Source organism: Actinobaculum suis, from assembly GCF_900102025.1.
Taxonomy (GTDB): Bacteria; Actinomycetota; Actinomycetes; order Actinomycetales; family Actinomycetaceae; genus Actinobaculum; species Actinobaculum suis.
Window position 1 is genome coordinate 116841 of record NZ_FNAU01000005.1, and the last position, 25327, is coordinate 142167.

General features: G+C 57.2%; 19 protein-coding genes, 1 tRNA gene and 1 other RNA gene. 7 read left to right on the forward strand and 14 right to left on the reverse strand.

Features of this window, described 5'->3' with window-relative positions:
- The first annotated feature begins 38 nt into the window (after window positions 1–38).
- On the forward strand, window positions 39–788 hold the full coding sequence (locus tag BLT47_RS04135) for a DUF4097 family beta strand repeat-containing protein (protein ID WP_074661986.1): 750 nt from the start codon (window positions 39–41) through the stop codon (window positions 786–788).
- On the opposite strand, the gene BLT47_RS04140 is transcribed toward BLT47_RS04135, so the two are convergent.
- The 3 genes from BLT47_RS04140 to BLT47_RS04150 are packed head-to-tail and all read right to left on the reverse strand — an operon-like array spanning window position 772 to window position 6756.
- Window positions 772–4188, reverse strand: a complete 3417-nt coding sequence (locus BLT47_RS04140) for a bifunctional [glutamine synthetase] adenylyltransferase/[glutamine synthetase]-adenylyl-L-tyrosine phosphorylase (protein WP_074661989.1) — start codon at window positions 4186–4188, stop codon at window positions 772–774. The two genes, BLT47_RS04135 and BLT47_RS04140, sit on opposite strands and share 17 nt — an antisense overlap.
- Before the next feature lie 9 nt (window positions 4189–4197).
- Window positions 4198–5526 (reverse strand): glutamine synthetase family protein, encoded by a 1329-nt coding sequence (locus BLT47_RS04145; protein WP_049620136.1) that lies wholly within the window; start codon window positions 5524–5526, stop codon window positions 4198–4200.
- Window positions 5527–5535: 9 nt separating this feature from the next.
- Window positions 5536–6756: a DUF2207 family protein gene (locus BLT47_RS04150; RefSeq protein ID WP_176764478.1), complete on the reverse strand. Its 1221-nt coding sequence runs from the start codon at window positions 6754–6756 to the stop codon at window positions 5536–5538.
- 119 nt (window positions 6757–6875) lie between these two features.
- Here BLT47_RS04150 and panB point away from each other — a divergent pair, with 119 nt between their 5' ends.
- On the forward strand, window positions 6876–7748 hold the full coding sequence (gene panB, locus BLT47_RS04155; protein WP_083330050.1) for a 3-methyl-2-oxobutanoate hydroxymethyltransferase: 873 nt from the start codon (window positions 6876–6878) through the stop codon (window positions 7746–7748).
- A 160-nt stretch (window positions 7749–7908) separates the two neighbouring features.
- Complete coding sequence (gene map, locus BLT47_RS04160) at window positions 7909–8820, forward strand: type I methionyl aminopeptidase (RefSeq protein ID WP_244924620.1); 912 nt, start codon at window positions 7909–7911, stop codon at window positions 8818–8820.
- Between the two features lie 206 nt (window positions 8821–9026).
- Here the strand turns inward: map and rnpB are convergent.
- The 7 genes from rnpB to BLT47_RS04195 all read right to left on the reverse strand — a co-directional run bounded on the left by rnpB (window position 9027) and on the right by BLT47_RS04195 (window position 14209).
- Window positions 9027–9412, reverse strand: an RNA gene (gene rnpB / locus BLT47_RS04165) — RNase P RNA component class A.
- Between the two features lie 313 nt (window positions 9413–9725).
- The gene (locus tag BLT47_RS04170; protein ID WP_074662001.1) at window positions 9726–11120 is read right to left on the reverse strand and encodes an amino acid permease; all 1395 of its coding nucleotides are present in this window, start codon (window positions 11118–11120) and stop codon (window positions 9726–9728) included.
- A 168-nt stretch (window positions 11121–11288) separates the two neighbouring features.
- Window positions 11289–12038, reverse strand: a complete 750-nt coding sequence (locus BLT47_RS04175) for a zinc ribbon domain-containing protein (RefSeq protein ID WP_074662004.1) — start codon at window positions 12036–12038, stop codon at window positions 11289–11291.
- A 10-nt stretch (window positions 12039–12048) separates the two neighbouring features.
- Window positions 12049–12849, reverse strand: a complete 801-nt coding sequence (locus BLT47_RS04180) for a Nif3-like dinuclear metal center hexameric protein (protein WP_074662007.1) — start codon at window positions 12847–12849, stop codon at window positions 12049–12051.
- Window positions 12850–13011: 162 nt separating this feature from the next.
- The gene (locus tag BLT47_RS04185; protein ID WP_143021764.1) at window positions 13012–13407 is read right to left on the reverse strand and encodes a hypothetical protein; all 396 of its coding nucleotides are present in this window, start codon (window positions 13405–13407) and stop codon (window positions 13012–13014) included.
- A 166-nt stretch (window positions 13408–13573) separates the two neighbouring features.
- Window positions 13574–13650, reverse strand: a tRNA-Val gene (locus BLT47_RS04190).
- A 160-nt stretch (window positions 13651–13810) separates the two neighbouring features.
- Window positions 13811–14209, reverse strand: coding sequence for a DUF3052 family protein (locus tag BLT47_RS04195; protein WP_049620143.1), 399 nt, complete (start codon window positions 14207–14209; stop codon window positions 13811–13813).
- Between the two features lie 288 nt (window positions 14210–14497).
- On the opposite strand from BLT47_RS04195, the gene aceE reads away from it, so the two are divergent.
- The 3 genes from aceE to BLT47_RS04215 all read left to right on the forward strand — a co-directional run bounded on the left by aceE (window position 14498) and on the right by BLT47_RS04215 (window position 21375).
- Window positions 14498–17224 carry a pyruvate dehydrogenase (acetyl-transferring), homodimeric type gene (aceE, locus tag BLT47_RS04205; protein WP_407706122.1) on the forward strand — a complete coding sequence of 909 codons (2727 nt, stop codon included), beginning with the start codon at window positions 14498–14500 and terminating at the stop codon, window positions 17222–17224.
- A 588-nt stretch (window positions 17225–17812) separates the two neighbouring features.
- Window positions 17813–19591: an ABC transporter ATP-binding protein gene (locus BLT47_RS04210; RefSeq protein ID WP_074662014.1), complete on the forward strand. Its 1779-nt coding sequence runs from the start codon at window positions 17813–17815 to the stop codon at window positions 19589–19591.
- A complete protein-coding gene (locus BLT47_RS04215) occupies window positions 19591–21375 on the forward strand; it encodes an ABC transporter ATP-binding protein (protein WP_074662017.1) in 1785 nt (594 codons plus the stop codon). The genes BLT47_RS04210 and BLT47_RS04215 overlap by 1 nt, the downstream gene beginning before the upstream one ends.
- Before the next feature lie 259 nt (window positions 21376–21634).
- Here the strand turns inward: BLT47_RS04215 and BLT47_RS04220 are convergent, their stop codons facing one another.
- The 3 genes from BLT47_RS04220 to BLT47_RS04230 all read right to left on the reverse strand — a co-directional run bounded on the left by BLT47_RS04220 (window position 21635) and on the right by BLT47_RS04230 (window position 23673).
- Window positions 21635–22297 carry an HAD-IA family hydrolase gene (locus BLT47_RS04220; protein ID WP_065415140.1) on the reverse strand — a complete coding sequence of 221 codons (663 nt, stop codon included), beginning with the start codon at window positions 22295–22297 and terminating at the stop codon, window positions 21635–21637.
- Window positions 22294–22908 carry an L-threonylcarbamoyladenylate synthase gene (locus BLT47_RS04225; RefSeq protein WP_049620149.1) on the reverse strand — a complete coding sequence of 205 codons (615 nt, stop codon included), beginning with the start codon at window positions 22906–22908 and terminating at the stop codon, window positions 22294–22296. The genes BLT47_RS04220 and BLT47_RS04225 overlap by 4 nt, the downstream gene beginning before the upstream one ends.
- Window positions 22909–23064: 156 nt before the next feature.
- Entirely contained in the window at window positions 23065–23673 is a 609-nt protein-coding gene (locus tag BLT47_RS04230; RefSeq protein WP_256332518.1) for a hypothetical protein, read from the reverse strand.
- A 51-nt stretch (window positions 23674–23724) separates the two neighbouring features.
- Here BLT47_RS04230 and BLT47_RS04235 point away from each other — a divergent pair, with 51 nt between their 5' ends.
- Complete coding sequence (locus BLT47_RS04235; protein WP_074662023.1) at window positions 23725–24180, forward strand: hypothetical protein; 456 nt, start codon at window positions 23725–23727, stop codon at window positions 24178–24180.
- Here the strand turns inward: BLT47_RS04235 and BLT47_RS04240 are convergent.
- Window positions 24177–24944: an IclR family transcriptional regulator gene (locus BLT47_RS04240; protein WP_049619015.1), complete on the reverse strand. Its 768-nt coding sequence runs from the start codon at window positions 24942–24944 to the stop codon at window positions 24177–24179. The genes BLT47_RS04235 and BLT47_RS04240 overlap by 4 nt on opposite strands.
- Window positions 24945–25327 lie beyond the last annotated feature (383 nt).

Consider the following 25327-nt stretch of genomic DNA (forward strand, 5'->3'; position numbering starts at 1 on the left):
CAATTGTTTTATTTTCATCACCACATAAGGAGTACAAAATGTCGGAAGCGAACCTGATTTTTAGTAGCGATACCACCCCGGAAAACATTTCCATTTCCGGTGACTATTTGACGGTGGAGGCCCACGCGAACCCAGAAGTGGAAGGCATCCGGGTCTACAGCGAATCTGAAGATATTACGGTTATGGAAAACGCCGGGCAGGTACTGATTGAGAGCGCAACACGCAGCGGTCAAGCACCGGTGACGATCAATTTTTTCGGAATTTCGGTTGGCTCATCCGCCCGCAAAAATAGGGTGCGGATCGAAACCGGCGAAGGAGTGAATGCGGAAATTACTACTGACGCCGGCAGGATCACTTGCACCGGAACCTGGAAAAACGTGCGGGCACGCACTGACGCCGGATCAGTGCGGATAGACCGTGCGGTGGATGTAGACGTGAACGCGGATGCCGGGGCGGTTACTATTGGCACGGTTTTGACGGCACGTATTAAAGTGGACGCGGGCAATTTGCAAATAGATTCACTGGGCGGGGACGCTACTTTGGAGGCCGACGCCGGTAATATTCGCGTGGGCGCAGCCCGGCGCGGAACTTTACGCGCGCGTACTGATGCTGGTTCGATCCAAGTGGGGATCCCCTTCGGCACTGCCGTGAATGCCAATTGCAAAACAGAATTGGGCCAAGTACGTAGTGAATTGCCGCCCAGCCGGCACGATGACGCTCCCGAACGGTTCCTCAATCTGGACGCACGGACCAGCTTGGGCAGCATTAAAATCATGCGAGCGCAGTAGGAGAATGCGGCTCTTGGCCGTAGAAAACTCTTTCGACTATTTGGCGGGCGCGGCGCGCCGCTTTTAGGTAGTGCTCATTTACTTCCCGGCCGGGTTCTCCCAAAATAGCTCCCACGCGGGCAAGTTCTGCCGGGTCGGTAGCCAAATAGTCGGCCTTGGGGCCGCCGGTACCGCGGGCTAAGAACCGCGCATCGCGCACGGCCCCCGCCCGTTGCCAGGCTTCGATTAGCTCGGAAGCATCGGGCGCGCGCAAGATCCCGGCTTGGGCGGCGGCGCGTAAGGCTTCTACTGTGGAGGTAGTGCGTAGCCCGGGGACCTGGCCCGCATATTGCAACTGCAACAGTTGCGCCGTCCATTCAATATCGGCCAAGCCGCCCGGCCCGAGCTTTACGTGGTGCGTGGCCCGGCCGCCCCCGGGGATTCGTTCTTTTTCGATACGCAACTTCATGCGCCGCACTTCGGTAACTTCCCGCGCCGAAAAACCGGGCGCGGCCGGATAACGGTACGGGTCGATTACCTCCCGGAAAGCCAGACCAAGAGTTTGACTTCCGGCGATCGGCCGTGCCCGCAAAAGCGCCTGTTTTTCCCAAGTTTGTGCCCATTCCTGGTAATAGCTGGCAGACGATGCAAGGCTGCGAGCCAGCGGCCCCTGCTTTCCTTCCGGCCGCAAGTCCGTATCAATTTCTACCGGAGGTTCAGCGCTACCCTCCCGCAAAAAGTGCAAGGTGCGGGAGGCGAGTTGCTGCGGATCTACACTAGTTTCCACCTTGGTTTCCACGCTGGATTCCACGTTGGTTTCCACGTCGGTTTCCACGCTGGAGGTGCTTTCTTCGGTGCCGGCGGCGCGTTTTTCCGGGTCGGCGCCATGGGTTTCCGGGCCGTACCGGTAAACGAAAAGCGCATCGGCGTCGGAAGCAAAACCCGATTCTTCCCCGCCCAAGCTTCCCATCGCGATTACGCAAATCTCGAGGGTTTCCCCGCCCGGGCCGGTATTCATACCGGTATCCTCGCCGCGCGGGGCGTTGTATTTCCTGCGCGTGCGAATGCAACCGGCGCGTGCCTGGGCGGGGCTAGCTCCAGCTTCGCGCAAAGCAGCTTGCAGGGCGGCTTGGATCGCAATATGTGTGGCTTGGCTAAGGGCGCGGCGCGCAGTTTCTGTATCAATAACTCCCAGTGCGGTTGCCAGACCGATGCGGAGCCGTTCCCGGCGGCGCAAAAACCTACCTGCCAAAGCTATTTCGAGAGCGGTTTCTCGCCTTTCCACCATGGCTTCTAGTTCGGCAGTGAGTTGCGAAAAGGTACGAGGTTGCAGGTGTTCATCACGAGCCAGCCAGGCTACGGATTCGGGAAGTTCCGGGATTTCGCGGGCCAAAAATTCGGAGCGTGCCAACGCGGTACATAGTCTTTGCGCTACCGGGCCGCCGTCGCGTAATTCTCGCATATACCACGAGGTAGAACCCATTTTTTCGGAAAGAATCCGGAAGGCCCGCAAGCCCGCGTCAGGATCCGGGCCGCTGGCAAACCAGCCGAGCATTACCGGTAGTAGTTGCCGCGCAATCCGCGCGGTACGCGAATAGCCGCGGGTTAGCGCCGCAATATGGCCGAGAGCTCCGCGCGGATCTCGATATCCCAAAGCTGAGAGACGATCAAAAGCCGCTCCCCGTTCCAAGGAAATATCAGATTCACTGAGCCGGGCCGCTGCCGGCAACAAGGGCCGATAGAAAATATTTTCGTGCAATCCACGCACCTGGCGGCGCACGTTCCGGAACTTTTCTGCCAGGGCCGGCCCGCTCATCTCCCCCATGGCCCGCGCGATTCGCCGCAATTCGCCTTCCTGGGTGGGGAAAAGCGGAGCCCGGCGCAAACGTTGCAATTGCAGCCGATGTTCCAAACATCGCTCCCACCGGTACAAGCGATCCAAACTGGCCGCATCTTGGCGAGAAATATAGGTGCCTTCCGCCAAGGCTTGCAAGGCTGCAAGCGTATTACTTTGCCGAATATTTGGATCGGCCCGCCCGTGCACGAGCTGCAACAGCTGGACCGTGAACTCTACGTCCCGTAATCCGCCCCGCCCGAGCTTCACGTGCAATTCTTGATCTTGGGAAGCAATTGTTTCTTCCACGCGTTGGCGCATAGCCCGCGCATCTTCCACAAAATCCGGCCTTTGCGAGGCCTGCCATACCAAAGGCCGGGTTTCTTCCACGTAGGCAGCGCCCAGTTCCCGGTCTCCGGCCGCAAACCGCGCCTTCAATAAGGCCTGAAATTCCCAGCTTTGCCCCCAGGTACGGTAATAGTCAAGATGCGAGGCCAAAGTGCGGACCAACGGACCGCGCCCACCTTCCGGCCGCAAATTGGTATCCAAAGCCCACAGTGCCGGCTCGGCTCCTGCTTGGGAAACAATCTGTGCCAAGCGGACCACGATTTTTTCCGCGATGTGTAACGCTTCTGCTTCGCTAACCTGCCCGCGCGGCTCGGCCACATAAATCACGTCAACATCGGAGGCATAGTTCAGTTCCCGTCCGCCGGTTTTCCCCATCGCTATCACGGCAAGCCGCGTTTTTTCGGCACCCGGCGTTTCTGCCTGCGCAAGTTGTAACCCGGCTTCCAAAGTTCGGGTAACGACGTCGGATATCTGCCCGGCAACCTGCGGCATTACTTCCACGGCCGCGGGCGCCGTGAGATCAGCGCCGGCGATCGCCAAAATTTCGGAACAATAGCGAGCCCGCAAAGATGCAATCGCGGCCCCTGAGCTACGGGCTAAGTTAGCGGAAAACTGTGCGCCGCCGGCGGCCGGCCCGGAAGTTTCTGGCAAGCCAAGATTCTCGGCCAATCTTTCTACTTCCCAGGCAGTTCCTGCCTGGCCGGAGGTTTCCCAGCGCGGCGCGGCAAGCAATATTTGCGCGGCTTCCGGGTGGCGGGCCAGATGATCCGCGAGCGCGGTGGAAAGGCCCAGCACAGCAAGAAGGCGCTGCCGGGCTGCCTGCCCACCGGCTTCGCTCGCAATTCCGGCACCGTCAATATCGCCTGCACCGCCGCCTTCGGCACTCCCGCCGGCTCCGGCAGCCCCGGCGGCGCCCCCGCCACCTCTGCCATTCCCGTCATTCCCGCCAGCTCCGGCAGCTCCCCCGCCAACTCCGGCAGCTCCCCCGCCAACTCCGGTATCCCCGCTAACGCCACCAGTTCCTCCGGCGGGGGCAAACATTTGTGGCACGGCGGCCGGGAGGGTTTTTTCTAGCCGGGCAAGGGCAAGCAGGGCGCGGTCCGGATCGGCGCAAATCGCGAAATCTTCCGGGCTGAGCCGGAGGGCTTCGAGATCAAGGCTCGCGCAGATACGGGCGGCGCGTTGCGGATCGGTAAATCCGGCGGCCCGGAGGCGGGATGAAATAGAGTTGCGGTTCATGGCTTGTTTTTAGGTCATCCGGAAGCGGGCTCTTTCTGCCGGGGTGATTTGCCGCCGGTATTCAGCCCATTCGGCTTGTTTATCGCGCAGGAAGTAGTCGAAGGCATCTTCGCCGAGCATATCGGCCACCAGTTCGGAGCGCCGCATAATCCCGATGGCAGATTCCAAGGAAGTGGGCAAAGATTGAATGCCGAGCACGCTTCTTTCCATATCGTTCATGAGTAAAACGTCAGAATCGGCTGGTTCAGGCAGTTCGTATTTGCCGGTGATGCCGGCCAGGCCGGCTCGTAACACCGCGGCGAAAGCCAGGTAGGGATTGCAGGCGGTGTCCAGAGCCCGATATTCGAGGCGGGCACTGGATGGCTTATTCGGTTTGTATTCGGGTACGCGGACCAAAGCAGACTGGTTTCGCGGGCCCCAGCACACATAGGGCGGGGCTTCACCGCCACCCCACAGCCGTTTATATGAGTTCACGTGTTGGTTGGTAACAGCGGTGATTTCCCGGGCGTGTTTCATCAGGCCGGCAAGGAAACGGCGGGCGGTGATAGACATGCCATATTGGCCGGCCGGATCATGGAATGCATTATTTTCGCCTTCGAATAGTGAGAAATGCGAGTGCATGCCAGAACCGGGCCAGGATTGTAAGGGTTTGGGCATGAAGGAAGCTTCCACGCCGTGGTTGAGGGCCACTTCGCGGATAATGACGCGGGTGGTCATAATAGCGTCTGCCATGGTTAGTGCATCCGCGTAGCGCAGGTCGATTTCTTGTTGGCCGGGGCCGGCTTCGTGATGGGAGTATTCAACGGAGATACCGGCTTTTTCGAGGGCCAAAATAAGGTCGCGGCGGAACCCGTGGGCCAGGCTACGCGAAACATAATCGAAGTAGGCACCATTATCGATAGGTTGAGGTTCGCTATCAATAGTGGATCCGGGGAGGAAGAGGTAGAACTCGATTTCGGGGTGCACGTAGGCGGTGAATCCTTCATCGGCCGCCAGTTGCAGAGTTTTCTTGAGAATGGAACGCGGGTCGGAACGGGCCGCTTCCCCATCGCGAGTGGTGATATCGCAAAAGAGCATGGCCACCGGGTTTTCATCGGTTTCCACCACGGTGAAAGTATCGGCATCCGGGGTAGCTATCATGTCCGATTCGTAGACGCGGGTAAGGCCTTGAATTGCCGAACCGTCAAAACCAATACCTTCGTTAAAGGCGGCTTCCAGTTCGGCCGGGGCTACTGCCACGGATTTCAGGGTGCCCACAATATCGGTGAAGCAAAGCCGAGCATAGCGAATGTCCCGTTCGGAGATGGTACGGAGCACGTACTCTTGTTGTGCGTTCATAAGCTAACTTTAGCGCTCGGCTAGCTGGGCGGGCTTTCCCGACGCCGTGGTGGCGGGAAATTGGTCGCGGTTCCAGAACCATTTGCGCACCCGGTCCCAGAATTTTTTGAGCACGCCCCATACTCCGCCCGGTTCGTCGTCGTCTTCGGCGGCGGGGTGGCCGTGCAAAGTCAAGTCGATCATTTGCAAGTAGTCACGCACCTGATACCAAGAGCGTAGTTCTTCCCCCGGGGTGACTAGCCAGGGTACGAGTTTGGCAATGGGCCGCGCGTCCGTGCGTGATAAGCGTTCCAAAGACTGCGTCCATTCTTCCAAACAGCCTAGGGCGCGCGCCCACCCCGGATATTTCACGAAATCTTCGAGCCGAGCACCGGCCGAAACTGGTGCTTCGATAAGGAAGCGGCGAAACCCGCGCACTTGGTCGGAAGCGACCACGCCGTCCGGCGAAAGCCGCTTATACCCCAACACGGTTAGCAAGCCGCACAGTGCCACGAAAACGCTCACGCCGGTCCAAAACTCCGCCAGGCCCGCCACTAAAGAAAGCACGAAAGCTGCCACCGTTCCCGCAATCCCGGCGAGGAAGAAAACGGCTCCCAGCGAACCTAAAAACTCGCGCCGGCGCAAAATCCACCCGAAGTGGCTCACTACTTCATCGCGCACGTCCAAAGCCACGCGGTGCGATAGTTTGCGGGAAAGCCCTTGGATTCGCAGGATGGGTTTGCGCGAAGGCGGTAGGCCGGCCCGTTCCATTTCCGCTCGGTAGGTTTTTGCGTCCATGGGGCGCAGTTGCCGATAAGCTGCGGATTCGCCGGCTCCCGGCTGTTGTATGGCTTCGAGGAATCGTCTTTCTTGGGCGGGCAGATTGGCATCAGCTTCCCGCGTGAGGGAGACGATAATAGTTTCGCGCCGCGCCCCGGTATCGCGAATAAAGTCGAAAGAAATATAGCCTCGGCACGCCAAATCGATCAGCGTGGCCACGGTGGCAGAATCTCCGGTGGCGCCGTCGAGCAGAAAATCGGCGAGGGCCGGCGTCATATCGGGTGGGGTGGAACGGATTGGCGGACGGTCAGAACGGGCCCGGCGGGTTTGCCGCGGGGATTGCGGGCCTGGGAAAACTCCGCGCGGTAAGGCCGCATACTCTTTTTCTGGGCGCCAGGCGCAGGCCAGCACCAGCACGGCCAGTACACATATAGCAATGCCGATCCAAAACTCGTAAACGCTAGCTCCCAAAAAATTCAGTATCGCGCCCATATTCCTCCTGCTCAGATCCCGCACCGCTTTCAGGCCCCAGCTTACATGCCGCAAGTGTGTAGGATTGCTTCAAATACTTAGCACCTAGCGGAGGGCTTATGAACGAGCAAGCAACCACCGGTACCCCGAACGGTGAGGAACACGAAACCGTGAGCACTTTCCGGGATGGAAAGTTCACCCCATCTCGTATTCGGGTACATCACCTGCGGAAAATGATGAAAAACCACGAGTCGATTTCCATGCTCACCGCCTACGACGCCGTCACCGCTCGCGTGCTCGACGCCGCCGGAGTGGAAATGCTCCTGGTGGGTGATTCCATCGGTAACACTATGCTCGGCTACTCTTCCACTATCCCCGTAACGATGGAGGTAATGGAGACCGCTACCGCGGCCGTTATGCGCGGCACTGAACGCGCTTTCATTGTGGCTGACCTGCCGTTTGGTTCTTACGAGGAAAGCCCTCAGCAAGCACTCCACAATGCTATCCGGCTCACGCGTGCCGGGGCCGACGCCGTCAAACTCGAAGGCGGCGCGGAATACGCCCCCACCATTCGTACGATTACCCAAGCCGGAATCAACGTGGTGGCTCATATTGGTTACACCCCGCAATCCGATTCGGCGCTGGGAGGGCCGCGGGTACAGGGCCGTGATGAACGCGCCGAAACCCGCCTCAAGGACGATGCCATCGAACTTGAAAAAGCCGGGGCTATTGCCATCGTCTTGGAAATGATCCCCGCCACGGTATCTCGCAAGATCACCGAAATCGCCCATATTCCCACCATCGGTATTGGGGCTGGGCCGCACACTTCCGGCCAAGTTTTGGTGTGGACGGATATGGCCGGTTACGGCGAGTGGGCGCCAAAGTTTGTGCGAAAATTTGGCGAAGTAGGCCAAGCGCTCAAAGACGCAGCCTCCGCCTACCGCGAAGCGGTACGCAAGGGTGAATTCCCCAGCGCCGAACACAGCTTCTAGTCTAAGTTCTAGGGCGCATGTTGCTAGCGCCCGCTGTGGGAGCGAGCAACGCGCTAACTAACTCCGGCGCCAGCTGCGCGGTTGGCTACGGCATTAGTTGCGGGCGCCAGCTGCGGCGCGGGCCGGCAGGCCTTAGGCTTTCTTCCGGCCCGCGCCTATGATGGGACTCATGAGTTTGGCACATCGTGCGCCGGTTGGCGCGATTACCCCCGGAAAGTTGTCCCCTAAGCGGTCGGTACCGCAGCATATTGAGCGCCCGGAATATATGTTCCATGATGGGCCCGAACAGGTGACAGCTTCCGATGTAAAAAGCGAAGAGACGATCGAAAAGATCCGGGAAGCGGGCACTATTGCAGCCGATGCCATGTATGAAGCCGCGAAAGTGATCGCTCCCGGGGTGACTACGGATGAACTAGACCGTATTGCTCACGAATACATGTGCGATCACGGCGCTTACCCTTCGTGCCTGGGCTATATGGGATTCCCGAAGTCTATTTGTACCTCCATCAATGAAGTGATTTGCCACGGGATTCCGGATTCGCGTCCGCTTGAAGAAGGCGACATTATCAACCTGGACGTCACGGCTTATAAGAACGGGGTGCACGGGGATACGAATGCTACTTTCCCGGTGGGTGAAGTAGATCCGGAATCCCAGCTGTTGATCGAGCGGACCGCGGAGGCTACTTTACGCGGCATTAAGGCGGCCAAACCGGGCCGGCAAGTCAATGTGATTGGCCGCGTGATCGAGGCTTACACTCGCCGTTTCGATTACGGCACCGTAGAAGATTTCACCGGGCATGGCGTGGGCGAAGCCTTCCATTCTGGGCTGATTATCCCGCACTATGATTCGGCTCCCCTATATGCGGATGTCATCCAAGAAAACATGGTGTTCACGGTAGAACCGATGATCACGCTGGGCACTATCGACTACGAGATTTGGGATGATAACTGGACTGCGGTAACCGCTGATCGCGGCCGTACCGCCCAGTTCGAACACACGATAGTGGTACGCGAATCAGGCCCCGAAATCCTCACTTTGCCTTCGGATCCTAACGTCGGTTTGCGGCTATAAATACCTGAGCTTGCGGCGGTGTAAGCCTGCGCAAAACCAAGTTTTACGCTGCCGGTAACGCGGGCAATGCCGGTAACGCGGGCAATGCGGGTTGCCGAGCCGCAGCTCGCAATGCAGATGCTACTGGCAGGGCGGGCTTGGCGAGTTTGCCGAGTTTGCCGAGCGAGGCAAGCGAAGCAAGCAAGGTAGGCGTGGCGGGTTTGCCGCGAAAGAGCCAGCCTGTACGCCGGGTTCTGTACCGGGTAGATATTGGCGCCAAGCGCTTATATCTACCCGGTGGCGACCATCCATCTACGTGACTCGTTGCCGTGCCACTGCTCGCGCCGTAGCGCTGTAGCGATCCACCCGCGCGCTCGGCGGGATACCTCGAATGCGCGCTGCCTGATCTTGCTCCCGGTGGGGCTTGCCGTGCCAGCGCCGTCACCGGCGCCGCGGTGGTCTCTTACACCACCTTTTCACCCTTACCTTGCGGCGGTTTCTTTTCTGTGGCGCTTTCCCGCGGGTCACCCCGGGTGGGTGTTACCCACCACCGTTCCCTGTGGAGCCCGGACGTTCCTCGGTGCTTACGCAACGCGGCCGCCCAGCTGGCTCTTTCGCGATCTCCCATTCTACACGTTTTCCGCCCTGCACCATAAACGAGGCTATCGGGCGATGCGCCGTCTAGATTCGTCACCGTTCACGCACCGGCACCCACGTGCGCTAACTTAGAACCGCCACCGCTCACGCGACGCCGAGGGCCGCCACCGCCCGTGCGCCGCTGCCCCTATCGCCCGCGCGCCGCTACCCCGGCACCGCCACCGGCCACGCGCACTACATCAGAGTTTTTCGCGAATCCCTAGTCCCTCGTCCTTAGTTCCCCGTCCCTTGTTCCCCGTCCTTAGTTCCCCGTCCTTAGTTCCCCGTCCCTAGTTCCTCGTTTCTAGTTGCTTGCGCCCGCGCCTTTCGCGCAACAGCGTAAAACCGCAGATTCCGATCACCCAGAGGCCTGCCAGCACAAGGCCGATTCGGGTTTCTTCGAAGTAGCCGAGCAGTACCACCATGAGTCCGAAAAACACGAGCGCAGCCACTGCCGAAACCCGCCCACCCGGAACAGGGAAAGTGGAAGCGGCGCGCAACTTTGGATATTTCACCGCGTAGCGCAGGTAGGAGATAACAACCATCGACCATACGAACATGAACAGCATGGATGCCATCGTGGTCACGAACTCGAAGGCGCGCGATACGGAATCTCCCATCGCCATAAGGACGATCCCAGAAAGTAGGAACAAGCAGGAAGAGGCCAGTGCGTTTACCGGTACGCCGTGGTGGGAAAGCCGCGCAAATATGCCTGGTGCCTGCCCTTGATTGGCCAGGCCGTAGAGCATGCGCGAAGTCGAATAGATCCCGGAATTGGCCGAACTCATGGCCGAGGTGATCACCACGAGGTTTACGATAGAAGCTGCGGCCGGTAATCCCACTTGCGTATACATGGTGACGAAAGGCGAAACTTCCGGGTCGATCGTGTTCCACGGGTTGACCATCATGATTACGGTAAGCGCGCCGATATAGAAAAGCAGGATGCGCACGGGCACGGAATTGATCGCCCGCGGGAGCGTGTGGGCCGGATTAGCAGTTTCTGCCACGGTTGCGCCCACGAGTTCAATCCCCACAAACGCAAAAATCGCGATTTGGAAACCGCGGCAAAAACCTGCAAAGCCATTGGGGAAAATACCTCCGTAATTCCACAGGTTAGATACCGCCGAATGCGTGCCATTGGGGTTCTCGTGCGCCGTCGCCACCATGATCAGACCGGTAACGATGAGGGCTCCGATCGCCACGATTTTGATCATGGAGAACCAGAATTCTAGTTCTCCGAAGGCCTTCACCGTTACCACGTTGAGTAAGAAAAGGGCGATGGTAACGCCGACGACGGGTATCCAGGGCGAAAGATCGGGCCACCAGAACCAGAAGTAACCCGTGATGGCGATAACGTCTGCGATTCCGCACACGATCCAACACAGCCAGTACGTCCAACTCACCGCAATGCCGGCCCAGCGGCCCAGCTGCCCACCCACAATGTCGGAGAACGTGCCAGCGCCAGGGAAGGCGAGGAATAGTTCGCCCATGCACCGCATAAAAATAAACAAGGCGGCGCCGATCAGGGCATATACCAGGAGTATTGAGGGACCGGCCAACGAGATCGCTCTTCCCGACCCCATAAAAAGTCCGGTACCGATAGCACCACCTATGGCAATGAGCTGCACATGGCGGTTTTGTAAATCTTTACGTAAACCTGAAGTATTATTGTTGCTTTTATTCATGGAACCACCTCGTTCAATGCGGGATAAATTACCACACGCAACGTGCTTCCAGAAATACGTCTCCGTTTGCGGACAGTCCCAATAATTCTTTCTAGATTCTGTTACTACCCTATTATTGCCCGGTTATTGCCTGGTTATTGCCTGGTTAGGCATTTTCCGGGCATGTTTTTAGGCAGGGTTTGGTAAAGCCGTGTCGATAGGCACGATAATGCAGTCGTATTCTTCCGCCAAGTAGATTTCATCGGCCGGCTTGTTTTTGATAGCTGCCACTTCCACCGGGGAGAGCCGCAAACCGCCGTCGGTACTACCATCCGGGGCCATGGCCATCACGGTGTATCCGCCGCTGGCTACCGCGTGGTCATAAAGATTCTTGAGTGGGGCTGCCAAAGGTTCGTAGAGCGCATCACGATGGCGGCGAATATCTGCTTGTTGGGATTGAATTTCGGCTACCACCGTTTCGAGTTTTTCCCGCTCGGCGGCGAGTTTTCCGGAAAGTGCCTGCAGTTTTTCCTGCCCTTGCGCCAGTGCCGTTTCTTCGTTTTCCACGGTTTCCAAAGCCGTAAATTCGGCTTCGGCTGCGCCGTCTAGGGCTTCCCGCAAGCTTGCCATTTCCGCTTCCAAGGTCAACAAATCTCGGGAAGTGAGCCCCTCACCCGCATTGTATTTTGCTTCCCGGTCCGCGATTTGGGATTGCAGATCTGCCGAACGTGCTTCGGCTTCCCGCAAATTTTTACGAGCCTGGGTAAGGCGAGTGCTGGTTGTCTGTACCTTCTCGCCTTGCCGGGCGGTCCCATTCATTAGTTTTGCCAGGTTTTCCCGCAAGGGATGTTTCTGGTTATTGCGTTCGAGCCGGTTAATTTGCGCATCCAGGCGCGCTACTTCCAGGAGCTGTAATTGGTCTTTCCGCGGTGCTTTCATAGTCTTAAGGCTAGCCGATAGTGGATTTGCGAACGGCTATATTCCAGGCGTCGGTGGGAATTGTGGAAACGTAAGTTTGTAGTTCCGGTAGTTTTTCGGCCAGTGCTTCGCGCATGTATGCCAATAGTGGCCATTCACTAGCCCAGTGGGTGGCACAAATAAGCGCGCATCCATCATTCCACAGGTGATCAGTGGCCGGGTGGTGGCGCAAATCCGCCGTAAAGTAGGCATCCGCGCCAGATGCTTGCGCGGCGGCAAGTAAAGAATCTCCCGAACCAGAACAGATGGCTAGGGTCTTGATTGGTTTTTCAGGATCGCCGGCCCCCAGAACGCCAGCTGGCACATCGGGCAGTTTTGCGGCGAAAGTTTTTACTAGGTGGCCGAATGGAACCGGTGCCGGTAAGTCCCCGACCCCACCAATCCCGGTTTCCGGATCAAGCGGTTCCCTAATTTCCATGCCAACCAGTTCGGCCAGGGCACGAGTAGAAGCAGCTACATCGGCGTTGGTATGAGCCGCAAAGAGTGCCAGGCGGGAACGCACGGCGCGAGTAACCCAGCGGCCCTTCGCATTAGTTGCCGCCACTGAAGAAGTTCCGCGCAAGTAAAGCGGATGGTGGGTGATGAGCATATCTGCCCCGGCCGCAATTGCTTCTTCCACACTGGCGGCGCACGGATCAACGGCAAAATGCACTTTTTGCACGGCATCTTCCGGAGCTCCCGCAATCAGCCCCACGCGATCCCAATCCGCCGCCGTTTCCGGCGGGAAAGCTTCATTCATGGCACGGCAAACATCAGCAACGGTGTATCTCATACCCACAAAGCTACCCTATGGGGCACTTTCCAGCCCGGGCAGGGCACACATTTCCCGTTTTCGCAGGTTGGAAGGCTTGCAGGCCGGAAAGGTACGGGCCCCGTGACTTGTTTTCGCCGCCCTTTAGCGGCACTTTTTAGGCGCACTTTTATGCGCAGCATTTTATGCGCACATCGGTCCGTCGCAGCCGGCACTGATTGGCGCAAAACCTGCGGTGAGCGGGAGGGAATCAATATTCGAATGGTCAAAGTGGAAAACGGGCCCGCGGCTACGTAATTCCACTTCCGGTTCGGTTTCGCTTGCCCCACCACGGACCAATAGCGCCGCTTGCTGAAGCGCGGCCGGGGCCGGATTTTCCGTCGTGGTGATTTCTAGGCCCAGCTTTTCTAGTACTTCGGTGAGCTTGGCGTGCACGGTAACGACGTCGTCGAACGGGAAAAGTGGGACCAGGGCGTGCGAAACCGCGATAAGCACCTGGCGGTTTTCTTTTTCCCGGCAGTCGTACGTGTACACGCGAGAAACTTCCGGGCTGGTGAGAGCAATATTGTACGTGGCCACGGTGATCCTTTCGCTTCTGGGATGCTCGCGCACGGCCGCGCCGAGCATAACCTTCGCAACGCAATATCTAGTTTACGTCCAACATGCCGGTGCAAGGGCCGAAACCCGCAACACAAAAAGAACAAAGGCCCGCCGAAGCGGGCCGATTCATATCGAGTAAATAAAATGGTGGGCCCGGAGGGACTCGAACCCCCGACCTCTTGGGTGTAAACCAAGCGCTCTAACCAGCTGAGCTACAGGCCCCTATGCTTTTATAAGTTTTTGTTCCTCGCGCCAGCGGGGAGCCGGCCACGAGCACCAGTAAATAGTACCTGATATTTTGCAAATAAAACGGGGCGTGGCGTGTGCGATAGGCAACGCCACACCCCGTGTCCGACATTCTTGCGTGAGTGAAACGAGTGTGTTAGAAGCTAAAACCCGCCGCGGTTAGTTTCACCGCCGTCCATTCTGTACCTGCCGAGGCCGATGTGGTTGCCTGCAAACCAGCAGTATCTGCGGCTTCTTCAATACTCTCGTGAGCTACCGCAAATTCACTGCGCGGGCCGGGCACAAATAGCCAGCACGTCGCTTGGTCTGAATCGAAATTCGCCTTGATATCTAGCAAGTAATCCGTGAGATCATCGGTATCCCCATCATCTGATCTCCACCATGCGATGGCGCCGTCAACGGTATCGGGGTAATCCTCATCAACGAGCTCCCCACCGATGGCGGTCTCGATTTCCTTGCGAATTTCCTGGGCTACGTCCTCGTCGTAACCGAACTCCTGAATTACGTTTCCTTTCCGGAAACCGAACGATGTCATGTCTTCACTTCACCGCATTGGCGCCGTTTTTTCAAGTTCAAAACGCTAATTTTGGGAAATCTCTCCGCGCGTCGCCACTAATCGGCGTTTCGCCTTATCTTCTCTGGATAAAAAATAGTGAGACCTTCGTCCGCTTTGCCTCGCAGAGTGGGCGTGGCATCGGTTACAGAGATAAGATGGAAGAGTTCAGTTCTGCGCCTCACTAGGGTTCCACAAGAACTCGTACAATGCGCGGATTTCCAACGATTCGAGGGAGTTTCTGTGAGTGATAAGCAACAGAGTGCTCATATGATCAATGGGCAGCTAAGCCAGATCCCTGATACGGACCCGGAAGAAACCCGGGAATGGCTAGATTCGGTCGATGACCTGATTGATACCAACGGCAATGAGCGTGCTCGTTTCCTGCTTGGCACCATGGAAGAACACGCACGGGGGCGCGGAGTTAGCATTCCGCCCGAACTCACCACCCCGTATATCAACACGATTCCGGCGAGTGCCGAACCAGAATACCCAGGAGATGAAGAACTGGAGCGCCAGTTCCGGATGTGGACGCGGTGGAATGCGGCCGTTATGGTCACCCGCGCGCAACGGCCGGGCGTGGGGGTAGGTGGGCATATTTCTTCCTACGCCGCCCAGGCCACTCTCTACGAAGTTGGGCAAAACCACTTCTTCCGCGGGCCTGATGCGCCCGGCGGCGGGGATCAAGTGTTCTTCCAAGGTCATTCCAGCCCCGGTAACTACGCGCGTGCCTATTTGGAAGGGCGCCTTACCGAAGCGGATCTGGATTCCTTCCGGCAAGAAGCTAGCCGGCCTTCCGGCGGGCGCGGGCTTCCTTCCTACCCGCACCCGCATCAGATGCAAGATTTCTGGCAGTTCCCCACGGTTTCTTTGGGCATTGGCCCGGCCACTTCGATTTACCAGGCGTGGTTCAACCGCTACCTGCACGAACGCGGTATTAAAGATACTTCTGACCAGCACGTGTGGGCTTTCGTGGGCGACGGCGAAATGGACGAACCCGAATCGCGCGGGATGCTCCAGCTCGCGGCCTACCAGAAGCTCGATAATCTCACCTGGGTGGTGAACTGCAACCTGCAGCGTTTGGACGGGCCGGTACGTGGTAACGGTTCGATCGTGCAAGAGCTGGAAGCCTTCTTCAAGGGCGCCGGTTGGAACGTGATCAAAGTACTGTGGGGCCGCGAATGGGATCCGCTCCTAGCGGCTGATAAGGAACACGCTTTAGTAGACCTCATGGGTTCTACGCTCGACGGCGATTATCAGGGATTCAAGGCTAATGACGGCGCGTATGTGCGCAATAACTTCTTTGGCCGTGATCCGCGCACCAAGGCACTCGTTGCCGATATGAGTGACGATCAGATCTGGGCGCTGCGCCGCGGCGGGCATGATTCCCACAAGATCTACGCTGCTTACCGCGCGGCTTTGGCCCACAAGGGCCAGCCCACGGTTATCTTGGCACAAACGGTGAAGGGCTACGATCTGGGTACCGCGTTCGCGGGTCGTAATTCCAACCACCAGATGAAGAAGCTCAACAGTGCTGATCTGAAGCTGCTCCGGGATACTACGGGCGTGCCGATTGAAGATTCGCAGCTCGAAAATCCCTACGCAGCGCCGTATTACAAGCCGCCGGAAGATCACCCGGCAATGGTGTACATGCGCGAACATCGCGCCCAGCTGGGTGGAGATATTCCGCAGCGCCGCGTGCATCAAGGTGGCATTCAGATGCCTAAGGAGAAGCCTTTCGAATCGATGAAGAAGGGCTCGGGCAAGCAAAAGGTAGCCACCACGATGGCTCTGGTGCGTTTGCTCAAGGACCTCATCCGCGATAAGAACTTCGGTTACCGCTTGGTGCCGATTGTTCCCGATGAGGCACGTACCTTCGGCATGGATTCCATGTTCCCCTCGCAGAAGATCTTCAATACCCTCGGCCAGAACTACACGGCTGTGGATCATGACATGTTGCTCTCCTACAAGGAATCTACGCAGGGGCAACTGTTGCACACGGGTATCACGGAAGCAGGTTCGGTAGCGGCCTACACCGCGGCCGGCACTTCCTATTCCGTGCATGACCTGCCTATGATTCCCTTCTACATCTTCTACTCGATGTTTGGGTTCCAGCGCACCGGCGATCAGTTCTGGGCCGCCACAGATGCACTGGCGCGCGGCTTCATTATTGGGGCTACCGCGGGGCGGACCACCCTCACCGGGGAAGGCTCCCAGCACATGGATGGCCATTCGCCGGTGATCGCTTCCACCAACCCTTCCGTAATCATTTACGACCCGGCCTACGCCTACGAAATCGGGCATATCTTCAAGGATGGCCTGGTGCGTATGTACGGGGACGGTTCTGATGGGCGCGACCAAAACGTCCAGTACTACCTCACGGTTTACAATGAGCCGATCCACCAGCCGGCGGAACCGGAAAACGTGGACGTGGAAGGCATTATCAAGGGTATCTACAAGCTGGAAGATGCCGATGGGCTGGGTGGGCCACGGGTGAACCTGCTGGCTTCCGGCGTCGGCGTACCGTGGGCACGCGAAGCCAAGAAGATGTTGCGCCGCGACTGGGGCGTAGACGCCACCGTATGGTCCGTCACTTCCTGGTATGAACTGCGCCGCGACGGCCTGGAGACCAATGAATACAACTACCTGCACCCCACCGAGCAGCCGCGCGAAGCCTACGTGACGGCGAAGCTGAAGAACGAGCAGGGTCCCTTCATTGCCACCTCCGATTTCGAACACCAGGTACAAGATTCGATCCGCGAATGGGTACCCGGCCAGTACGAAACCCTGGGGGCGAACGGCGTCGGTATTTCCGATACGCGCCCTGCCGCCCGCCGCTACTTCAAGATCGACGACGCCACCATGGTGGTCCGCGCGCTGTACGCGCTGGCTAAGAACGGGCAGATTGACCGTTCCGTGGTTCAGCAAGCAATCGAGAAGTACGACATCAACAACCCGCAAGCCGCCGAACCGGTACCGGATAACGATCCGGAATAAGTTCGCCGTGTGGCAGGATCCCCTGCCACACCGCGGGGTTTCCGCTTCGCGCTAAGCAACTCGTAGTTTGCAATTAGCGCGGCACTGTAACCTCCAAGCAACCGCCGGTTTTCCCTTCCGCTTCCCACTCCGAACTAGTCAGAACTTACTAGTACTAGCGAGAACTAGACAGAAACTAGTGCGAGCTACTCAGAGCTAGACAGAAACTAGTTACTCAGAGTGCGGAGCAGGTATGGAAGACCGGCGGTTTTCTATGCCTACCTATTTACCGCTATGCGCCCGCCGCATGTTCCACCTCACGCAAGGTGAATTTGGGCAGGGTTTTTCCTCGTAATTTGCCGCATTAGCAGGGGTAATGATGTTGTGAGCGAAATTTACGGGTAGAGACATCTGTCTTTCACGCGTAGGCTAACCGAGCGGTCTTCGCGCTCTGCTAGCCATACTCACGCTGTACAAAAACGCTAGCTTTGCGCCGACCACGGGCGTGTGGAGCTGCTAGGCGCACGCGCGGTACAACGCTAACGCTCGCTGCGTAGCCCTGCTTACTCGCCGCCCCGCAGGAGCGGATCTACAAGGTGAAAGGCTTAGATGACGGTATACAAACTCGCGTGGAAGTATTTGCGTGCACATGCCTGGGAATTGGCACTAATCCTTTTTCTGCAAGTTCTCCAAGTACTCCTCAATCTCACCTTACCGGCGCTCAACGCGCGCGTTATCGACGTGGGTATTTTGCAAGACGATGCAGGATACATCTGGAAAATAGGCGGCATTATGATCGCCTTCATCGTGGTGCAGGCACTGTGTTCGGCCACGGCAATTTTCTTCGGTTCCCGAATTTCTACTCGCATGGGCCGGGATTTACGCCGGGATACTTTCCGCCACGTGCAACGTTTCTCCCCCGCCGATCAGCGCCGCTTCGGCGCCTCCACCCTAGTAACCCGCACCACGAATGACGTTATGGGTATTCAAATGGTTGCCCTGTTCACCTTCACCTTGGTGGTAACCGCACCCATCATGGGAATCGGTGGAATTGTGATGGCGATTGGGCAAGACGTCACTCTCTCTGCCACCCTGCTAGTTATAGTTCCGCTGCTGGCCATTATTATTTTGCTATGCATGATGGCTTTGGCTAAACGCTACCGGATTGTGCAAAAGCGAGTGGACGCTATTAATGACGCTTTGCGGGCCCAACTTACCGGGGTACGGGTGATCCGCGCCTTCCGCCGCCAAAACTACACGGCAAAAAGATTCGATGAATCCAATGCCGCGCTACGCAAAATCTACTTGGAAGTAGGGACGATCTGGTCTGGCCTTATGCCCCTGATGTCTGCGGTGATTGGTATTGCTTCCGCCGTAATCGTCTGGCTTGCCGGCCACCGCATCGAAGCTGGCCTCATGCCCGTAGGGGCGCTTACCGCCTTCATTAACTACCTCATGATGATCCTCGGGGCGGTGCTTATGATTGGCATGATCATTATGATCGTGCCGCGCGGCAATGTTTCGGCACGGCGTATCAAAGAAATCCTAGACACCGAACCTTCTATTTCTTCCCCTGCCAGCCCGCGGCCCCTTCCCGCCGGCCCACTCACCTTTAGTTTGCGTGATGCCGCGCTCACGTACGACGACGCCGAAGAGCCGTCCTTCTACGGGGTCAACCTTGACTTTGCTCCCGGGACTACCACAGCTATCGTCGGTGCCTCCGGGTGCGGTAAATCCTCGCTGGTGAAAATTTTGCCCCGGCTCGCCGATCTAACCACCGGCACTTACCAAGTAAATGGCGTGGACGTACACAAATTCGATCTCGCCGCATTTCGGCAGAGAATTGCCTATGTGCCGCAGCGCGCTTTCCTCTTCTCCGGCACGATTGCCACCAATGTGACTGGAAACAGCAAGGATATAGATGAAGCGCGGGTCCGGAAGGCTTTGGAAGTAGCTCAGGCCCTGGATTTTGTGGAAGAACAGGGCGGGATTCACGCCCGCGTGGAATCCGGTGGCAAGAATCTTTCGGGTGGGCAGCGCCAACGCGTGACCATCGCCCGTGCTCTATATCGGGCTTTGCCGGATGCGGACGGCAAACCCGGAGCTGACCTCATAGTTTTTGATGATTCTTTCTCCGCTCTAGATTTTGCTACCGATGCACGTTTGCGCCAAGCCCTGCGGGAAGAAGCCGCGGGATCCGCCGTCGTGATCGTGGCGCAACGCACCTCTACCACGCGTAGTGCCGATACGATTCTGGTTTTGGCAGATGGGCATCCGGCCGGATTGGGTTCCCACGCAGAACTTATGCGTGATTGCAAAACCTACCAAGAAATCGTGAAATCCCAAGAACATGACGAAACCGCGGAGCAACGGAAGGAGACCCTCTAATGCCTAGACGGGGCAATATTGAAGTTGCGAAAGATACCAAGGGGACGCTACTAAAGCTCGCCAAGAGCCTTAAAAGTGAGCGCTGGCGGATCCTCGCTGTGCTCGTGGTAACCCTGGGCGCGGTTTTGCTGACGATCGCCGGCCCCTACCTGCTGGGTATGGGCACTAATACGGTTATCGATGGTATTCGCGGAGACGGCGTGGACTATGGGCGGCTGCTCAAAATCCTTGGCGTGACGGGCGGTTGCTACATTGTGGCAGCGCTTTTGCGTTTCCTGGCGAGCTATATTGTGCGGCTAGTCGTGCAGGATTTGGGTTACCGGATGCGCCGCGAAGCACAAGCAAAAATCGATCGCATGCCGCTTACCGAAATTGATAAGCAGCAGCGCGGGAATGTGCTTTCTACGGTCACTAACGATATCGATAACGTGGTGCAATCGCTTTTGCAAACCCTTTCCGAAGTGATTACGGCTTTCTACCAGGTTTTGGGCATCATTGTGATAATGCTCTTCCTTTCCTGGAGCCTCACCGTGGTTTCGCTGGTGGCGGTGCCGGTGGGGGCGTTCGTCGTGGTGCAGATTTTGAAGCATTCCAAGAAGCAGTTCCGGCGGCAGTGGAATTTGACGGCTGATGTTTCCTCCGTGGTGGAAGAATCTTTCACCGGTTTGGAAGTGGTGGCCGCTTATGGTTTAGAAGACGAGTTTGAGAAGAGCTTCGATAAGTCGAATAATGCCCTGTTCGACGCCGGTTTCAAGGCGCAAGCGATCTCGCAGCTTTCCCAACCGACGATGACGGTGGTGGCGAATGTAATGTTCGTGATCGCGACCGTGATGGGTGGTTTGCAAGCGATTGCCGGGGTGTTGACCATTGGCGGTTTGCAAGCCTTCTTGCAGTATTCTCGCCAGCTTTCCCAACCGATTCAGTCTTTGGCTTCTACCGTGAACCTGTTGCAATCGGCAGCGGCTTCGCAGGAACGCATTTTTGCTTTTATGGCAGAACCTGAGATGACTCCCGATAGCGAGGCTACTTACGAGGATCTGGTTCCGGCGGAAAACCGGCGCGGTCAGGTTACGTTCGAACATGTTTCCTTCGGGTATGAACCGGGGAAGAAGGTTATCCATGATCTTTCCTTCACCGCGCAACCTGGGCAAACCGTGGCGATTGTGGGCCCCACGGGTGCTGGGAAAACCACGATCGTGAACCTCCTCATGCGTTTCTACGAGGTCGATAGTGGGCAGATTCTCACCGACGGCGTAGATATTCGCGACTTTTCGAAAGATTCCCTGCGTTCCCATATTGGCATGGTGCTGCAAGAAACTTGGCTGTTTGCGGATTCCATCTGGCGCAATATCGCTTTTGGCAGGGATGGGGCTACGAAGGCTGATGCGGTGGCCGCGGCCAAGGCGATTGGCATTGACAGGTTTATCCGTACTTTGCCGGGCGGTTATGATTCTCAGCTTGGTACCGACGGGGATAATATTTCCGCTGGTGAAAAACAGCTGCTAACGATTGCGCGGGCTTACTTGGCCGATCCGGATATTTTGATTCTCGATGAGGCCACTTCTTCGGTTGATACGCGTACCGAACAGCTCATTCAGAAAGCCATGGGTGAGCTACGTACGGGGCGCACGAGTTTCATTATTGCCCACCGGCTCTCCACGATCGTGGATGCAGACGTCATCTTGGTGATGGAACACGGAAATGTGGTGGAACAGGGCACGCACCACGAACTCCTCGAAAAGGGCGGTGCTTACGCCCGCCTGTACGCCAGCCAATTTGCTTAAGCAACAGGTGCTCGCCTAAGCAGCTAGCGGTTCACCTAAACAGCTAGCGATTTGCCAAGCAGCCAGCGAACCATCAAAGCAACCAGCAGCTCGCCTAAACAACCGGCAGCTCGCCAAAGCAACCGGCAGCTCGCCTAAACAACCGGCAGCTCGCCAAAGCAACCAGCGGCAGCAAGCGTCCGGAAGGTCCCGCACCGAAACAATAATGTGCGGGGCCTTCCGGGCGCTTTTTATTTGTTTTATAGCTTGGCCAACGATTTTACAGCTTGGCAACGAGCTTGCCGATAGCAAAATCACCGAGCATTTGCTCTAGCTCTGCTACCGAGTCTGCTCTTCCCCACGCTTGGTCAAATTCGCTTTGCGGGGCGTGGCTCCAGCCCACGAGAACCGTGGGAATCCCCCACCGGCCCGCGCCTTCAATATCGTGGATGCGGTCTCCCACCATGAGGGCGGAACTGGTATCCACGCCGCTTTCCGCTAGGCGGTCCAGGGCGTCGCGCACCACATCGGCCTTCGTATAGTTCGGCCGGTTCTCCGGATCCCCAGAAATAACCCGAAAATCCTTCGTGAGATTGTAGTGGTCGAGGATACGCAACGTATTGCGCTCGTTTTTCGAAGTGGCAATCGCCAAGGGCACGCCGGCCCGTGCCAACCGCCCCACCATTTCCGGCATGTGCGGGAAAGGCTTCGTATCCAGCATTACCCGTTCGTATCTTTCACGGTAGCGCCGCGTGATTTCCACCGGGTCCGTTGCCCCCAGGAACGCAAAAGTTTCCATGAGCGGCGGGCCAATAAACTGCAGGTAGTAATCACGGGGATGTTCCTGGCCGAGTTCTTCCCGCACGGTTTCCTGCAAAACGCTGGTAACCACCGGAGCCGAATCGATCAGGGTGCCGTCAAGATCTATGAGGATTGGATTCACAGTTCAATTCCGGTGATGTCACCGGCTCCTTCCCTTCGCACCTCGCGAGTTACCAAATCCAAGACCGTAGTGGCGCCGCCACCTACCGGGCCATCGACGATAATATCAACGGCCTGGCCCAGCTTTTCTTCCACCTCTTCCCCAGTGGTTAAAGGCTCTTCTTCCCCGGGCAAAATAAGCGTGGAGGAAAGTACCGGTTCTTCATTGGCCTCCACTATCGCCTGCGTAATCTTGTGGTCCGGAATACGCACGCCGACCGTCTTCTTTTTCTTATTCAAAGTGGCGTTCGGGACTTCCTTCGTCCCCTTGAGAATGAAGGTATACGGCCCCGGGGTCAGTTGTTTGATCAAACGGAAATCCGGGTTGCTCACAATTACCAGGGTGCCTAGTTGCGCGAAGTTACGGCACAGCATCGTAAAATCATGCTTTTCACCGACCTTACGGATCGTCCGAATCCGCTCTAACCCGCTCTTATTAGCCATCCGGCTGATCAGGGCATAACCGGAATCCGTGGGGATTGCCGCGATGCCATCTTCCCGTAACACGTCCACCACTTTTGCCACATTTCGGGCCTGCGGATTATCCGGATGGATCTCAATGAAAGTTGCCATCTTTCCCTTTCTTGTTAACGCGTTTTCTCTTCCTGTCCCCTACCTATTCTATTTCTATTTACTTTTGAGTTGGGTAGGTCCGCTACAGGCGTGGAGCGGAATGAGTTGGGTAGGTCCGCTACAGGCGTGGAATGGATTTTCCGGGCGGGTTAGAGGTTAGGCGGCGTCGCTGGGAGTAACAAGCGCGGCAAGTTCGCGTTTTTCGGCGTTATTTGCGTAAGGCACGTATTGGTTTGCATAGGTGCGGGCATCTTTCTCTCTCCCGGCTGTCAGAGCTGCTTCGATGAGGGCGCGTGCGGCCCCAAATCCGTGTGTGGCCGGGTCCCAGTGGGCGAGCCCGAGGCTGAGGGCTTGGTCCGGCATTCCTGCCTGCGTCAAAATGTTTATGCATGCGGCCAATACTTGGCCGGAAGGGTTGCGGTCTGCCACGGTGTGGAGGCGCCGCACGGCCCCGGCGGCATCTGCTGGCAAACTTAGTTTGGCCAGCTGCAGTTGCGGGTACCAAGAGGAAGGGTTGCCAGATAGTTCTTCGGCGAGCGCCCAGATCGCAAGATTAGCGGAAACCGCGGGCGCGGTACCGGTACCGGTGTGTTCGGCGGTGAGTGGATCGGCTGGTGGGTGTTGAGCTTCCGCGTTTTGTGCTATTTCCACCAGTTCTGTGAAAGCCTCGATATCGTTTGGATCTGCAGAGAGCCTTTCGCGCAGGCGCTTCACCCGTGCCGGATGGTCACCAGGTTCGGCGGTATGCTGAAAGAGCTGTTTCATAAGATCCAGGAACGACATGCTTCGTGCGTACCAACTGAGAGGCGGGAAACCATGGACCACAATCCTCACGGCGCAGGAAACCGGCCCAACTCGGGCGCATCTACGCCACCGGATGCTAATACCCCACTTTCTGGAGATGCCCTTGCTGCCCTTGCCAATCTGGGCGATCTAGCTGGGCTAAGTGATCTGGAGAGCTTGGATGAGCTTGCTGATCTAGCGGGTTTGGATGCTGTTTCTACTAGTGCTAGTAGTGCCGACGACGCCGAAACTACGCCCACAGCGGAGGACCCTCTCGCGGTGGCGGCTTTGGAAACTTTGGCGGAAGAGGGCGTGCCGGAGCAGCATTGCCAGCTCGATCTGGAATTCGATTCGCCGTGGGTTGATAATTTGACACGGTGGTCAGTGGCTGTGCGGGTGGAGGAGGCTGCCAAAAAACAGATTCCTGACGCTAAGATTCGGGAAGCGCGGACGGTGCGGGATTTATTGGCGGCAGTGCAGGATGTCTAGTCTGCCGGATGGTATCCCAGCTGTTGGGAAATGTTGAGGGCGGCTTCTTTGACTTTTTCGGCGAGTTTGAGCCGCCGTTCTTCTCCCATGTACATGGCCGCACTCGAAATGGAGATAGCACCGATTACTTCGCCGCTGGAATCGCGCACCGGCGCGGCCACGCAACGAATTCCCGGCTCGTTTTCTTCGATATCAGTGGTCCACCCTTGGGCTGCAAAACCTGCCATTTTGCCAATAAATTCGGCTACCGCTTCGGGTTTGGTGTCTAGCTGCATTTCTGCGGCTTCTTGGTTGTACAGTTGGGCCCATTGGGATGGCTGGTCAACAATTAATGCTCGGCCGAGCCCGGTGCGAGTAATGGAGCGGAAAGTGCCTACTTCGGAGCGGATTTGGATTCCGCGTTCGCCGTCGAACTTGAGCAAATAGAAGGCCTTGGAATCTTGTTCCATGCCCAGGTGCACGGTATCGAGGGTGACGCGCGAAAGTTCTTCCAGGATCGGGTAGGCCACTTTGATCAGCGAAACCTCGTTACGGGCCTGGTAGCCCAGGGAAATGAGGGCTGGGCCGAGCCGGTATTCGCCGCGGCCTTCGGTGCGCAAAAAGCCTTCGTTGCGCAAGGCCTGCAAAATCCGGTGTACTTTGGACCGAGACAGGCCGGTATCTTTCACCACTTCGGCAAGATTTTGGTTCCCATCTGCCACGCTACGCAAAACCTGCAGACCGTGCCGCAACGTCTGCGTTCCCGGAATATCTTCGCTTACCATAACCGCCAGATTAGCATTTCCCAACTATTGGAACATCTTTGACCACACTACGAAGCTCAGATTTACCGGCAAGGCAAGAACAGCTCACCGGAGCTCCAGCGGGGACGTTCCCAGAAAAAGCTTTGCACTTTCTACTGGTCAAACGCCCCCGCAGGAATTCTCAATCACCGGCTCAGCAGTACCGATTCTGATCTTCTACACCTACACACCGCCATCGAGCGATACGTCATAAAATGAACAGGCTCAGGATCCACACTAAGGCTAGCCCGATTATAGAAATCAGGCAGGGGACCTGACCCCCTGTTGGTGGACATAGGCTAGCCCCGGCGTTCAGCCGGAGAAAGGTAGTCTTCTACCATGTCCCGTAAAACATATTCCGCGCA